The sequence below is a fragment of the Blautia faecis genome (assembly GCF_027662325.1).
In the GTDB taxonomy this organism is placed as follows: domain Bacteria; phylum Bacillota; class Clostridia; order Lachnospirales; family Lachnospiraceae; genus Blautia_A; species Blautia_A faecis.
In genome coordinates this window covers 157822-171608 of the sequence record NZ_JAQDKY010000003.1, presented here as the reverse complement: position 1 = coordinate 171608, position 13787 = coordinate 157822, and the positions used below count along the sequence as shown (strand labels likewise).

The window sequence follows — 13787 nt, the reverse complement described above, 5'->3', positions numbered from 1 at the left end:
AACAAAGATTATTATGGGAGGTACTTATGCAGTCATCAAATCAGCTGCAGGACATGCTTCATTCCATCAATCGGAAGAGCTATCCTGCCTATAAATCCCTGAAAGGGGCATATCAGTTTAACAAATATGTTTTGTCAATTGATCATGTACAGGGCGATCCATTTGCGTCACCGTCCCATATCAGTGTGAAAATTTTTCACAGAGAAGCTGGATTTCCAGCGGAATACTATAAAGATAAACTGACCAGAATTACTTTGGCAGACTATCTTACCAGACAGTTTGAACAGCAGGTGAACCGCTATACTTTTCGGGCAAAAGGCTCTGGAAAAAGTGGACTTATTTCTGTGACCAGATGCGGTCAGGAGGTGCTGGAGCGAACGGCCTGTGAGATTACAGAGCAGGGGATTACCGTCCGGTTTTTTGTAGGATTTCCGGCAAATGGACGTACCATAAATGCGGGAGAGCTGGAAAAAATTTTCTTTGAATTTCTGCCGGTTTGTGTGGAAAAAGCATTTGTATACAGAAATTTAAGTGGAAAAGATTTGGAAAATACTATTTTCCTGGCAGAAGATCAGGCGTATATCAGGGAAGAATTAAAGAAGCGTTCCCTGGTTGCTTTTGTAAATGACGGCGCGATTCTGCCAAGAGAGAGTGGTATTTCATCTAAGCCGATGAAAGGGAGCGTGACATTTTCTTCGCCGGAAAGTCTTCGGGTGACTATGGCGCTTCCCCATAAGGGAAAAATAACCGGAATGGGAATTCCTAAGGGAATCACGTTGATCGTTGGTGGTGGTTATCACGGCAAATCTACCCTTCTGAATGCATTGGAACTGGGCGTGTATAACCACATCCAGGGAGATGGAAGAGAGTATGTGATCACGGATTCCACAGCCCAGAAGCTGCGTTCTGAGGATGGCAGATTTGTGAAAGATGTGGATATTTCCCTGTTTATAAATGACCTTCCCAATAAAAAAGATACCACCTGTTTTTCTACGGAAGATGCCAGCGGAAGTACTTCCCAGGCAGCAGGAATCGTGGAGGGAATAGAGGCGGGAAGCAAGGTATTTCTGTTGGATGAAGATACATCTGCTACTAATTTTATGGTGCGCGACGCCTTTATGCAGCATGTGATCAGCCGGGAAAAAGAGCCGATCACCCCATTTCTGGAACGTGCCCGGGATCTATATGAAAAGGAGGGGATTTCCACAATTCTGGTTGCCGGAAGCTCCGGGGCTTTTTTCCATATTGCAGATACCGTGATCCAGATGGACAATTATATGCCGGTAGATATCACAGAAAAAGTCCGGGAACTTTGCAGGGATTATCCTTTAAATGAGAATACGGCAGCTGGATTTAAAGTACCACAAAGCCATCGCATCATGTCAAAAAATACGCCGTTGAACAGTTCCAAGAAGGATTATTACGGTCATTTTAAGGCGCAGGATAAGCCGGAAAGGCTGAAAGTAAAGGTACATGGCAGAGATGGTTTTTCCATTGGAAAACAGGATGTGGATCTGCGGTATATGGAACAGCTGATTGACAGTGAGCAGACGGGAGCCTTAGGCGCATTGCTGAAATATGCAGTGGAAAAGCTGATCGATGGGAAAAGGACACTGCCGGAAATTGTGGAGCTGCTTTGCAGTAAATTGGAAAAAGAAGGGCTGTCTTTTCTGTCAGAAGGCTATACTTCCTGCGGCTATGCAGTGCCAAGACGACAGGAAGTATATGCTTGTTTTAACCGATACAGGAGACCTTGAACCGGATTTGGATATATCAAAAAAGGCAGTGCAAAGTATTGGACTGCGCGGCAAGAGAACAGAGAAATTTTCAGGGATAAAGGTGTGATTACGAGTCAGGCCGCAAATAGTAATAAAGAGAAAAAGATTTGTGCAAGAAAACCTATTTGCCGGTAGCTTTTTACCTGGTTATACGCTATAATGAATTTTGGATGAGGAAAACACAGGGATTATTTTCCCTGTGTAAAATGAAAACAGGAGAAAGGTGGATATAGATTATGGAACGTCCAAACGCATGGCTCACATATTCAGATGCTGATATGCAGGATCTGGAAACTGTGGCAAAGAAATATCGTCATTTCTTAAATGTAGGAAAGACAGAACGTGAATGTATCACACAGATTGTGAAAGAGGCTGAGGAAGCAGGCTATGTTTCCCTTGAAGAAAAGGTGAAAAATGGCGAAGATCTGAAAGCAGGAGATAAAGTTTACCAGGTCGGAATGCAGAAAATCATTGCCCTGTATCATATTGGAGAGGATGATCTGGCACAGGGTATGAATATCCTTTGTGCTCATATTGATTCTCCGAGACTGGATATTAAGCAGAATCCGTTATATGAGGATACGGATCTGGCTTATCTTGACACTCATTACTACGGTGGGGTAAAGAAATATCAATGGGTTGCTCTTCCAATGGCAATGCATGGCGTAATTGTGAAGAAGGATGGCACAGTTGTAAATGTAACTGTTGGCGAGGATGAGGACGATCCGGTTCTTTACATCACAGACCTTTTAATCCATCTTGCAGGACAGCAGATGGCGAAGAAGGCTTCCGAGGTTGTTGAGGGTGAGAAGCTGGATATCCTGATTGGAAGCCAGCCACTGAAGGATCTTCCAGATGACAAGAAGAAAGAGGCTGTTAAGGAGAATGTACTTCGTATTCTGAACGAGAAATACGGTGTGGAAGAGGAAGATTTCCTTTCCGCAGAGCTTGAGATCGTTCCAGCTGGCAAGGCTCGTGACTGTGGTCTTGACCGCAGCATGATCGCGGGTTATGGACAGGATGACAGAGTTTGCGCATATACTTCCCTTCTGGCTCTTCTTGAGATGGAAGCACCGAAGCGTACAAGCTGCTGTCTCCTTGTAGATAAGGAAGAAATCGGAAGCGTGGGAGCAACTGGTATGCAGTCCCGTTTCTTTGAGAACAGTGTAGCAGAGGTCCTGGATGCAATGGGACAGTATTCAGATCTCAGACTGAGAAAGGCGCTGAAGAATTCCAGCATGCTTTCCTCAGATGTAAGTGCCGGCTATGATCCTGCATTTGCAGAAGCTTTTGAGAAAAAGAACTCTGCGTATCTTGGAAGAGGTATCGTTCTCAACAAGTTTACAGGTGCCCGTGGAAAATCCGGCTCCAATGATGCCAATGCAGAGTATGTGGCAAGAGTCCGCAGAATTTTTGACGACCATAAGGTTTGCTTCCAGACAGCTGAGCTTGGTAAGGTTGATGTAGGCGGCGGCGGAACCATCGCTTTTATCGCAGCTCTTTATGGTATGGAAGTAATCGACAGTGGTGTTTCTGTTCTCAGTATGCATGCACCGTGGGAGGTTACCAGCAAGGCGGATGTTTACGAGGCGAAGAAGGCTTATAAGGCGTTTCTTCTGGATGCGTAAGCAGGTGCTTTGACGCTCTAGAGCCTTTTTCAAACATGCTCTAGGAAAATAGTTTCTTGAACTACGGATAATTTGAAATTAGCGGACAGACGTTTTAGGTCTGTCCGTGATTTTTATTAAAAAGATGTCAGAAGCTGTTTGAAAACTTACAGAGAGCCTTTGGGACTCTGTTTCGGGCTTTTTATTTTTGGGAGCGGGGGCTGTGTTTGTAATATTTTGAAAATTCTACGAAATGAGGAGTATTGGATTATGTTAAAAAAACAGGCACCGGGAGAGACAATCCTGAAGGTTGGCGGCATGCTTCTTCTGTTTCTTGGCGTTCTGCTGGCATTTGGAAGTGGAAACACGCTTTCTCTGGTTATGAAGGGCAGTAGTGACAGCGCAGTTGTAGAATATCTGAATCAGAACGGTATGACTTACAGCCAGCTGGTTGCAAGCAATGTGATGGTTCTGGTGGCAGGAGTAATCTATCTGGCAGCTGGCGTGGTTGGTGTGAAACAGGCTGGTAAGGTGGAGAATGCAGGCCTTTGTGTGGGAATGGGAGGCCTTCTTATTGCAGAGGTTGTGGCAGAAGTGATCGTTACTATGATCTTCGGAGATTTCGATCCGGCTTCCGTGATCCGAATGCTGATGTTCCCGGCTATTTATATGATTGGCGCAGTGCTGAACTGGCAGGCGAAGAAAGCCAGGAGATAGGGAGGCACCGTCATGCTGGAAGAAGTTAGAGAGCTCTGATAGAGTCTTTAAAATAGTACCAATCGTGCAAAAAATACCTATAAAAAAATATTTTAAAAAAATTTCAAAAAGGTGTTGACAAAACCACAGGTATCGTGTAGAATATCCATTGTTGTGAGGGACAAATACTTCACAAGTAATAAATGTGTGTTTAGCTCAGCTGGATAGAGCGTTTGGCTACGGACCAAAAGGCCGGGGGTTCGAATCCTCTAACACACGTAATTGAGAAGCGGAATCATTGAGAAATCGATGGTTCTGTTTTTTTGTACACAAAATCAGACCGCGGGTAATAAGAAATATAAATCCAATATTGAAATAATACTATAATTATGGTACGGTAATTCAAACAAAAGCGTGAAGCTTGTTCGGAAAAATTATTGAGTGAATTAAAGTTCGCGGAAGGAGAGAGGAAAAATGTTCACAGTACTTAATTCAGAAAGCCTATGGATTGGCACAGACTTGAAAAGATTTAATGAGATCCGGGATATTCTGGATAGTCAGAATATCAAGTATAAGTACAAAGTAAAAGATCAGCTGGGAGAATGGACAGGCAGCGGAACTATTCGGGGACGTGTGGGAAGTGCAGGAAATCCAGCGGAGCAAGCCAAGCAGTACGAAATACTTGTAGACAGGAAAAATCTGGAGCAAGCACGTTTTGCGATTCAAAAATGATACGGTATTTTTTATAAGACACCAGATTTTCCTGAACGAATCTGGTGTCTTTTTAGGCGTTAAAACATGTTATTTATATTCATAGAATATATCAGATCAAAATGAAAACACCGACATAGCCTGAATCTGATACTTATTGTGGCGGGATTCTTGTCAGAAACAAGATAAAGCTCCAGATCAAATCTTTCGCTCAGCCTTCCGCGCTTTTTTTGCAGAATACATTTTCTCATCTGCCAGATTGATATAATCATTCAAGGTCAGCCCCGGATCATCGGCAATTACCCATCCGATGCTTGCTTCAATGGGGAATCCCACACGGCTGTTGGCAGAAAACACTTCCAGAGAATCCAGAAGGGTATGAGCCAGCTCCTGTATTTTCTGTTTATTATAATCAGGAATCACGCATACGAATTCATCTCCTCCATAGCGTATGGAAACGGACTCTGCCGGACAGTGCTGCCGCAGGACGGAAGCAATGCTGCTGATAGCAAGATTTCCCATATCATGCCCAAAGGTGTCATTGATATATTTCAGGTGATCTGCATCCACAAACATGATTCCAACTGGCTGATTTTTCTGCATGCACTGATGGAAAAGAGGCATGGCAAGCTTCTCGTAAGCCATCCGGTTGTAGAGTCCGGTGAGAGAATCATGGATGTAAAGCTGAGAAAGCTGTTTGTTCATTTTACGCAGGGTAAGTCTTGCATACAGGGCTTCCATGGAAGTCTGGAGTGCATTTAAGGTTTCGAACAGGAACTGATGCTCCAGAAGATAATCACAATTGGTGATGATCAGAAAGCCAATCTCCCGTTCACGAAAATGCAGAGGACAGAACTGGTAAATATTTTGTCCTCTGGTAGCTTCTGCCTGTGGAAGTGAAAGAATTTCTTTCAGATTAAGGTGAAGCCGGTTCGTACCATCCAGGGGCGGGTAAACCAGTGCCATCTCCTCCGGGTATCCTTCTGTCTGATAAGTATCCTCCGGAAGCTCAGGCAGTGCATCTATATTTTCGCTCATAAAGATATCCGGGTTCAAAAACAGATAAATATTTCCGCAACCATGCTTTGTCAGCCAGTTCTGCATACGTCCTGCAAGCTCTGTGTATCCTGCACAGTCCAGGAGAACACGGTTCAGATCCATCATCCAGTTTTGCATATCGCTCTGACGTGCTTCTGCAACGATGCGCTTGATTACATACTCTCCACGGTCAGGTGGATTCTGGGAAACACAGCCGCAGCTTTCCTGAAAAACGTAGGTGAAAGGTGCGTATATATAAGTTTCCTCTGCATTTCCATTCCAGATTTTTTCCAGCATTAAAAGGGCATTTTCCATGATATCGGCTTTGGAGAAGCCTACTGTGGTAATTCTGGGCTCATAATAGGAAGCCTTGTCTTCGTTGTCAAAACCGGTTACCAGAAAATCCCCGGGAATAGAATATCCGGCTTCCTTGGCGGCCAGACAGACGCCTACAGCTGTATTGTCGTTGACACAGACAAAGGCATCTGGAAGCAGGTTTTTCTCTTTAAATGTGAAAAATGCCTGGATTCCGGTTTCAATTTCATAATTATGATGGATCACGCGCTGCTCCTCGAAAGGAATCCCATGGCGAAGAAGGGCATCCCTGTAAGCTTTGAAACGGAGCTGATTTTCCCTGTTAAATTCTGGCCCGCCGATGAAATTTAAGGTACGGCATCCATGCTCTGTGATCAGGTGCTCAACAATCCGGCTAATGGCTTCGTAGTTGTCAATTCCGGAATGGTACAGTCCTGGAATCTGCTCAAGAAGAGAAATTGCTGGGATGCTGCTGAGCTTCGCGCGTTCAATTATCTCTGCAATCAGGTCTGGCTGGGACACGGTGGCAAGATCCAGAAGGATGCCGTCAAATTCTGAAAAATCCGGAAGCCGTGCAATGTTATATTCTCCTGCATTATGCTTCTCATCCATACTGAAATTCCCAAAGCTCTGAAAAATATATAAATCCATATCTGACTGGTGGGCAGCCATGTAATTTCGATATCCCTGAATCCAGGTATAGGTTACATAACGTCCCCAGCCATCTGTAATAAGTGCTATTTTTTTCATGCAAAAATCTCCCGAATAACAGATTTCACAATGTTGTGAAAAACTATAAACATTGTGAATATTATATCGAATTTTTTATGGAAATGCCACATTTTCTGTGAAAAAATATGTAAAAAATTAAGAAGAAAAATTTGGTAAAGGTGATTTTTAACAAAATAATTTTCGAAAAAGCGAAAATGCAGATGTTGAGAATTATTCTCAATTCCCCTCCTTTTCATAACCGGATAAAAGAGGTATGATAAATATAAGTTAGCATAAACTAACAAAAGACAGAATGATGAATGCTTGTAATTGTTTTTTATGAAAAATGTTCATGAACGATAATGATTTACAGGGAGGAAAAGAGATGTTTCTTGAAATTAAAGATTTGAAGAAAGGCTTTGGTTCCGGAGACAGCAGGACAGAGGTTCTTCGGGGAATTGATTTTTCTGTGGAAAAAGGGGAATTCTGCGTGCTTCTTGGACCGTCTGGTTCTGGAAAATCCACACTTTTGAATATTATCGGTGGAATTGATGAGCCAGATGAGGGCTATATTTCCATAGATGGGGAAAAAACAGGAGATATGAAGGAGAAAGCGCTGACTCTTTACCGCCGGAAGCATCTGGGATATATTTTTCAGATGTATAATCTGATCCCAAATTTAAATGTAAAGGAAAATATTGAGGTGGGCGCATATCTCAGCGATAAGGCCCTGGATATTGACGAGCTGCTTCATACACTGGGGCTTTATGAGCACAGACATAAGCTGCCCAACCAGCTTTCCGGCGGTCAGCAACAGAGAACGGCCATTGGTCGTGCTATTGTAAAAAATCCGGACATTCTTCTCTGCGACGAGCCTACAGGTGCACTGGATTACAACACATCCAAGGAAATTCTGCGTCTGATCGAGCAGGTCAACCAGAAGTACGGAAATACCATCATCATGGTTACCCACAACGATGCCATTAAGAATATGGCAGACCGCGTAGTGAAGCTTCGTGACGGTCAGATCCGCAAAAACTATCTCAATGAGTCCAAAGTCGCAGCCGACGATCTGGACTGGTAAGGCGGTGCGCTATGAAGAATCCATTGTGGAAACGTCTTCCAAGAGAATTGAAAAGTGATTTCGGAAAATATATTGTGATCTTTCTGTTTATGACACTGACCATAGGCTTTGTCTCGGGCTTTCTTGTGGCTGATGACAGTATGCTGGCTGCTTATGACGAAGGTTTCGAAAAATATAACATTGAGCATGGCAACTTTACCCTTTCTTCGAAAGCCAGCGAAAGCGATTTAAAGAAAATTGAAAAAAATGGAAAAGTACGAATCTGCGAAAATTTTTATCGGGATGAGGCCACAGATGCGGATCTGGACGGAAACGAAGAGGAAACCATGCGTATCTATCAGGAGCGTACCGATATGAATCTTGTGTGCCTGATGTTAGGGGGAATGCCAGCTGCAAAGAACGAGATTGCCATTGACCGGATGTATGCAGATAATAACAAGCTGAAGGTTGGTGACAAGCTGAAAATCGCAGGAGAAGAACTGACAGTTACCGGACTGGTGGCATTACCTGACTACAGTTGTTTATTTTCCGATAACAGCGATATGATGTTTGATGCTGTAAAATTTGGCGTGGGTATTATGACCGAGAAAGGTGCGGATGCTTTTGGAACAACCCATCTGGAGTACCGCTATTCCTGGCAGTATGAGACTGCACCAAAGGATGATATTGAAGCGAAAAACATGTCAGAGGATTTTCTGGAGGTTCTGGTCAAATATGGAAATGTGACAGGTTTTATCCCGGCCTATTCCAATCAGGCCATCACTTTTACCGGTGAAGATATGGGCGGTGATAAGGCTATGATGGAGGTGCTGCTGTATATTCTGATCGTCATCATTGCTTTTGTGTTTGCAGTTACAACAAATAATACCATTACAAAAGAAGCTTCTGTGATCGGGACTCTGCGTGCTTCCGGATATTCCAGAAGAGAACTTCTGGTCCACTATATTTCCATGCCGGTGATCGTAACTGTGGTTGCTTCTGTTCTTGGAAACGTGCTGGGCTACACCTCCTTTAAAAATCTTTGTGCAGGTATGTATTATGGCAGTTACAGCCTGCCGACCTATGAAACACGCTGGAATGCAGATGCATTTATATTGACCACAGTGGTTCCGGTAGTGATCATGCTGGGAATCAATTTGATTCTGATTTCAGGGAAACTGCGTCTTTCTCCTTTGAAATTCCTGCGTCATGATCTGTCTGCTTCCAAACGGAAAAAAGCTGTGCGTCTTCCGGACTTTAAGTTTTTCAACCGCTTCCGGCTTCGTATTATCCTGCAGAATAAGTCCAGTTATCTGACTTTGTTTATTGGAATCTTTTTTGCAAATGTACTGCTGCTTTTTGGAATGATGATGAAGCCGCTTCTGGATCATTATCAGGAAGAAATTTTGAAGAACATGATCGCGCCGTACCAGTATGTGCTGAATGTACCGGAGGAGCCAGATGAAGATGAGAAATATACGGTTATGGGAATGCTGCAGAAATTTCTTACTCCATCTTTGAAAACAAATGAGAAGTCAGCAGAAAAATTCTGCCTGAATTCCATGAAAAATGTATTGCCAGATCAGGAAGGAGAGACCATAACGGTCTATGGAATCGCGGACGACAGTGCGTATGTAAGCACGGAACTTCCAACTGATGGAGTTCTGATTTCTGACGGTTATGCAGAAAAGTATAAGATAAAGACCGGAGATACCATTGTTCTGAAGGAAGCTTACGGAAGTGAGACTTATGAGTTTACAGTGCAGGGAATCTACGATTATCCGGCATCTTTGACGGTATTTATGCCGATTTCCTCCTACAGGAAAACCTTTGGGGAAAAGGAGGATTATTTTAACGGTTATTTTTCCAGGGAAAAGATCACAGATCTGGATGAGAATCTGATCGCAACAACGATTACGGAGGACGATCTGACAAAGGTCAGCCGTCAGCTGGATGTGTCTATGGGAGAAATGTTCCAGCTGATCAATATATTTGCAGTTGTGCTGTTTGCCCTCCTGATCTATCTGCTTACCAAGCTGATCATTGAGAAAAATGCCAATGCCATTTCTATGGTAACGATTCTGGGGTATGAAAACCGGGAGATCAACAGCCTGTATCTTACATCCACTACGTGGGTGGTGATCTTGTCCATTTTACTTAGCCTGCTGCTGTCTACCTGGACGATATATGGAATTTACGGATATCTGATGTCATCCTTCTCAGGCTGGCTGACCTTATATCTGAAACCAGCGGTTTATCCGGAGATGTTTGCGATGGGAATGGGAGCGTATGTGCTGGTAGCCTTGTTGCAATTTAGAAGGATCAAGAAGATTCCAATGGATGTGGCGCTGAAGAATGTGGAGTAAGAGAATTATAAGAAAATAGAATATTGGAGGATATTGGGGCAGACTTCTATTTCTTCGGGAGTTTGCCCTGATTTATGCTGAGCATTTTATTTTCGGCAATACGTTTTGAGGGTTCGGGTTAATAGTAGCAGCCAGGTTGGAACGGTGTTTTGTTTATTGAGAGATTTATTCATATTTTCATGTTGTGATTTGACGAAGTTTCGTATATACTTTCCCTTGTAGCCCAAAGTGGATATTTTGTATCCGAGCGGGACTTGCTGCGTATAATAATGAGAGCAGGTGCCCACACATTTTTTCAGAAGAGGAGATACGAACATGGATTACGCAAAAGAATCCTTAAAGATGCACTATGAGTTAAAAGGTAAAATTGAAGTTGTTTCAAGAGCAAAGGTTGATTCCAAGGATGCTTTAAGCCTTGCTTACACCCCTGGTGTTGCACAGCCTTGCCTTGAGATTCAGAAAGATATTAATAAAAGTTACGAACTGACCAGACGTTGGAATACGGTTGCTGTAGTAACTGACGGTACCGCTGTTCTTGGCCTTGGAGATATCGGTCCAGAGGCTGGTATGCCGGTTATGGAGGGCAAATGCGTTCTGTTCAAAGAGTTTGGTGATGTAGATGCTATTCCACTTTGTGTTCGAAGCAAGGACGTAGATGAGATCGTGCAGACCGTTCGCCTTCTGGCTGGAAGCTTCGGCGGTGTAAACCTGGAGGATATTTCCGCACCGAGATGCTTTGAGATTGAGAAGAAGCTGAAAGAGTGCTGTGATATTCCGATTTTCCATGACGACCAGCATGGTACTGCAGTTATTACGCTTGCAGGTGTGATCAATGCGCTGAAGGTTGTTGGCAAAAAAATCGAAGACATTAAGATCGTTACTTCTGGAGCAGGAGCTGCCGGAATCGCGATTATCAAACTTCTTATTTCCATGGGACTTAAGAATGTTATTATGACAGATCGTAAAGGTGCAATTTACGAAGGCCGTGAGGGGCTGAACCCAATTAAGGAAGAGATGGCGAAGATCACAAACGCCAATCATGAGAAGGGCTCCTTGAGTGAAGTGATCAAAGGCGCTGACGTATTTATCGGTGTTTCCGCACCTGGAACCCTTACTCCGGATATGGTTCGCACTATGGCGAAAGATCCGATCATCTTTGCCTGCGCAAACCCGACTCCTGAGATTTTTCCGGATGAGGCCAAGGCAGCAGGCGCAGCGGTAGTATCCACAGGTCGTTCCGACTACCCGAATCAGGTGAACAATGTTCTCTGCTTCCCGGGAATCTTCCGCGGTGCCCTTGATGTCCGTGCATCTGACATCAACGACGAAATGAAGATTGCCGCAGCTTATGCCATTGCAGGCCTGGTAAGCGACGAAGAACTCTGCGCTGATTATATTCTGCCAGCAGCATTTGATTCAAGAGTGAAAGATGCGGTTGCGAAGGCTACTGCTGAAGCTGCCATTAAGAGCGGAGTGGCTAGGATCTAAAATTCTTTATATATCCGTTTGTTTTCTTCTGCGGAGAATAACTTTAAACGATGCCCGATGCGAATCGCCTTTGAATCCGTTCCATGCCCGATCAAAGGTGATTTCGCAACGGGTGTCTTTTTTTCTGCGAATTCAAGGACTAGCTGCGCCATATCTGGTTGACAGTTATCCTCCTTCATTTTCGTAAACGTCCCCAATAAAATCCCATTCACCTTCTTAAATACCCCCATCTGGTTCAACTGGCTTAAATAAGTCACCATCTGCGGCAGTTTTCCTCCAAAGGACTCCAGAAGCAGGATTTTCTCCCGCATATCCGGCCAGTAAGGCGTGCCAGCCAGCTTCAAAAGGCACCGTATATTTCCTCCTACTACAATTCCCTCCATATGAGTCCCCCTCACAAATTCATAAGGAAAATCATAAAGAGAAGTGGCCCCCGCCAAGGTAGTACTAAGAAAGTCCGTTATCTGGGACTGGCTGTGATCGTAGGTGAGATTTCGTATCTGGTACAGGACAGATGATTTCCCTGTTCGGGCATAAATGGCATTTATAATTGTTGTCAGATCACTATATCCCCAAAAATGCTTTTTTTCGTAAGCAATGGTCTGAAAATCCAGATAGGATAAAATCTCGTTGGCCATATCCCCGCCAGATACGTCAAAAATATCCGTGACAGAATCATCCTCATAAAATTTCATAAGAGCCCCGGCACGTTCCCTGGCAGTTCCAGCCTGTCCGTTTTCATCTCCATAAAGATAAGGGCTAAGATCTACTTCTAGTCCGGATTTTTCCAGAATCTGCACCAACATTTTTATTGTTTCGGCCTGTTCTGGCCTAAGTCCGTTGGAACAACAGACAATCCCGATTTTGCTTCCCTGTTTCATAAAAAGTAATCCTTTCTTTTCAATAAGGTGCATGTGATTTTTTTATACATGTAACTTTTTCACAGATTTTACTATCTAAAACAATGTATGAAGCATAAAAATACGCTCATTCAACACTTTTTATCTTCTTTTACATTATAAACAATAATTCCTCATAAATCCACCATTCATCCTGGAGCGTGTTTGAAAAAGCATTCCCGCAGTTGATGTTCACTGGTAACGTTTCGCAATCTGTACGCCCCACTTTGCGGTATATTTTGTAGAGATTTTTTTTAACACACTCTGGAATCCCGAAACATTTTCAAAAAGCACTGGTCAGAATTTACGAAATTGCAGTGAAAAAAATGAGAAAAAAGTGCAAATAAATTATTGACAGCTTATATGAATTAGAATATACTAATTAACGTAAGCGAAACATAATAATAAATAGGTGTTTCTAAAGCACAAAAAAGGAAGGATGATATGATGCCGTTATCAATGGTAAACGAAGGAGAGCCGCAGGTGATTAAAAAAGTCGGCGGTAAAGAAGAAACCCGTAAATTCCTTGAAAATCTTGGATTTGTACAGGGAGCTACAGTAACCGTTGTAAGTGAGATCAGCGGTAACATGATCGTGAATGTGAAAGATTCCAGAGTTGCCATTGGCAAGGATATGGCGAATCGGATCATGGTCTGAAATCCAGAAAAAAGGAGCAAGTATTATGAAAACATTACGGCAAGTTGGCGTAGGTCAGACTGTCACAGTGAAGAGACTGCACGGTGAAGGACCAGTAAAGAGACGTATCATGGATATGGGAATCACCAAAGGGGTACAGATCTATGTACGTAAAGTTGCACCGCTTGGAGATCCTATTGAGGTAACCGTGAGAGATTATGAACTGTCTCTGAGAAAAGTCGATGCAGAAATGATAGAGGTAGAATAAGTACTGTACAGGATATAGTACTTTGCTGTGTGTACATAAGGGAAAAGTTACTGGTCACATATTTTTGAAAAACATTTTACAAATGTTGTCATATGAACAGTGGTAAAATCAGCACAGCATGAAATTGCATGTTCTGGAATAGAATGGGCAATTTTTTTTACCTTGCGGGTTAGCAAAACCTAATATAAGGTTGAAAGGCTAACAAACGAAA

General features: G+C 43.2%; 11 protein-coding genes and 1 tRNA gene. 10 read left to right on the top strand and 2 right to left on the bottom strand.

The genetic code is table 11. From position 1 onward, the window contains the following. The first annotated feature begins 26 nt into the window (after nt 1-26). The 5 genes from PGQ38_RS03210 (at nt 27) to PGQ38_RS03190 (ending at nt 4813) form a co-directional block, all read left to right on the top strand. On the top strand, nt 27-1757 hold the full coding sequence (locus tag PGQ38_RS03210) for an ABC-ATPase domain-containing protein (RefSeq protein WP_204454618.1): 1731 nt from the start codon (nt 27-29) through the stop codon (nt 1755-1757). Nucleotides 1758-2014: 257 nt separating this feature from the next. Beyond that, on the top strand, nt 2015-3406 hold the full coding sequence (locus tag PGQ38_RS03205; protein WP_204454617.1) for an aminopeptidase: 1392 nt from the start codon (nt 2015-2017) through the stop codon (nt 3404-3406). A gap of 249 nt (nt 3407-3655) precedes the next feature. Then, the gene (locus PGQ38_RS03200; protein ID WP_173719154.1) at nt 3656-4102 is read left to right on the top strand and encodes a metallophosphoesterase family protein; all 447 of its coding nucleotides are present in this window, start codon (nt 3656-3658) and stop codon (nt 4100-4102) included. Between the two features lie 184 nt (nt 4103-4286). Beyond that, nucleotides 4287-4360, top strand: a tRNA-Arg gene (locus PGQ38_RS03195). A gap of 195 nt (nt 4361-4555) precedes the next feature. Next, complete coding sequence (locus tag PGQ38_RS03190; RefSeq protein WP_173719155.1) at nt 4556-4813, top strand: hypothetical protein; 258 nt, start codon at nt 4556-4558, stop codon at nt 4811-4813. A gap of 177 nt (nt 4814-4990) precedes the next feature. On the opposite strand, the gene PGQ38_RS03185 is transcribed toward PGQ38_RS03190, so the two are convergent. Then, nucleotides 4991-6895, bottom strand: a complete 1905-nt coding sequence (locus PGQ38_RS03185) for a diguanylate cyclase domain-containing protein (protein ID WP_204454616.1) — start codon at nt 6893-6895, stop codon at nt 4991-4993. A 346-nt stretch (nt 6896-7241) separates the two neighbouring features. On the opposite strand from PGQ38_RS03185, the gene PGQ38_RS03180 reads away from it, so the two are divergent. The 3 genes from PGQ38_RS03180 (at nt 7242) to PGQ38_RS03170 (ending at nt 11773) form a co-directional block, all read left to right on the top strand. Continuing rightward, nucleotides 7242-7940, top strand: coding sequence for an ABC transporter ATP-binding protein (locus tag PGQ38_RS03180; RefSeq protein WP_204454614.1), 699 nt, complete (start codon nt 7242-7244; stop codon nt 7938-7940). An 11-nt stretch (nt 7941-7951) separates the two neighbouring features. Next, on the top strand, nt 7952-10285 hold the full coding sequence (locus PGQ38_RS03175) for an ABC transporter permease (RefSeq protein ID WP_270430809.1): 2334 nt from the start codon (nt 7952-7954) through the stop codon (nt 10283-10285). Between the two features lie 315 nt (nt 10286-10600). Further along, the gene (locus tag PGQ38_RS03170; RefSeq protein ID WP_148461790.1) at nt 10601-11773 is read left to right on the top strand and encodes an NAD(P)-dependent malic enzyme; all 1173 of its coding nucleotides are present in this window, start codon (nt 10601-10603) and stop codon (nt 11771-11773) included. On the opposite strand, the gene PGQ38_RS03165 is transcribed toward PGQ38_RS03170, so the two are convergent. Then, nucleotides 11770-12654, bottom strand: coding sequence for an LD-carboxypeptidase (locus tag PGQ38_RS03165; protein ID WP_204454612.1), 885 nt, complete (start codon nt 12652-12654; stop codon nt 11770-11772). The genes PGQ38_RS03170 and PGQ38_RS03165 overlap by 4 nt on opposite strands. A 462-nt stretch (nt 12655-13116) precedes the next feature. Here PGQ38_RS03165 and PGQ38_RS03160 point away from each other — a divergent pair, with 462 nt between their 5' ends. Together PGQ38_RS03160 and PGQ38_RS03155 are read left to right on the top strand one after the other, a co-directional pair. Then, nucleotides 13117-13329 carry a FeoA family protein gene (locus PGQ38_RS03160; RefSeq protein WP_118581835.1) on the top strand — a complete coding sequence of 71 codons (213 nt, stop codon included), beginning with the start codon at nt 13117-13119 and terminating at the stop codon, nt 13327-13329. Between the two features lie 25 nt (nt 13330-13354). After that, complete coding sequence (locus PGQ38_RS03155; protein WP_118581832.1) at nt 13355-13576, top strand: FeoA family protein; 222 nt, start codon at nt 13355-13357, stop codon at nt 13574-13576. Nucleotides 13577-13787: the final 211 nt, after the last annotated feature.

What these genes read in the sequence shown, in the direction of transcription:
- PGQ38_RS03210 (WP_204454618.1), top strand. Translation starts at nt 27, where the DNA reads ATGCAGTCATCAAATCAGCTGCAGGACATGCTTCATTCCATCAATCGG.
- PGQ38_RS03205 (WP_204454617.1), top strand. Translation starts at nt 2,015, where the DNA reads ATGGAACGTCCAAACGCATGGCTCACATATTCAGATGCTGATATGCAG.
- PGQ38_RS03200 (WP_173719154.1), top strand. Translation starts at nt 3,656, where the DNA reads ATGTTAAAAAAACAGGCACCGGGAGAGACAATCCTGAAGGTTGGCGGC.
- PGQ38_RS03190 (WP_173719155.1), top strand. Translation starts at nt 4,556, where the DNA reads ATGTTCACAGTACTTAATTCAGAAAGCCTATGGATTGGCACAGACTTG.
- PGQ38_RS03185 (WP_204454616.1), bottom strand. Translation starts at nt 6,895, where the DNA reads ATGAAAAAAATAGCACTTATTACAGATGGCTGGGGACGTTATGTAACC.
- PGQ38_RS03180 (WP_204454614.1), top strand. Translation starts at nt 7,242, where the DNA reads ATGTTTCTTGAAATTAAAGATTTGAAGAAAGGCTTTGGTTCCGGAGAC.
- PGQ38_RS03175 (WP_270430809.1), top strand. Translation starts at nt 7,952, where the DNA reads ATGAAGAATCCATTGTGGAAACGTCTTCCAAGAGAATTGAAAAGTGAT.
- PGQ38_RS03170 (WP_148461790.1), top strand. Translation starts at nt 10,601, where the DNA reads ATGGATTACGCAAAAGAATCCTTAAAGATGCACTATGAGTTAAAAGGT.
- PGQ38_RS03165 (WP_204454612.1), bottom strand. Translation starts at nt 12,654, where the DNA reads ATGAAACAGGGAAGCAAAATCGGGATTGTCTGTTGTTCCAACGGACTT.
- PGQ38_RS03160 (WP_118581835.1), top strand. Translation starts at nt 13,117, where the DNA reads ATGATGCCGTTATCAATGGTAAACGAAGGAGAGCCGCAGGTGATTAAA.
- PGQ38_RS03155 (WP_118581832.1), top strand. Translation starts at nt 13,355, where the DNA reads ATGAAAACATTACGGCAAGTTGGCGTAGGTCAGACTGTCACAGTGAAG.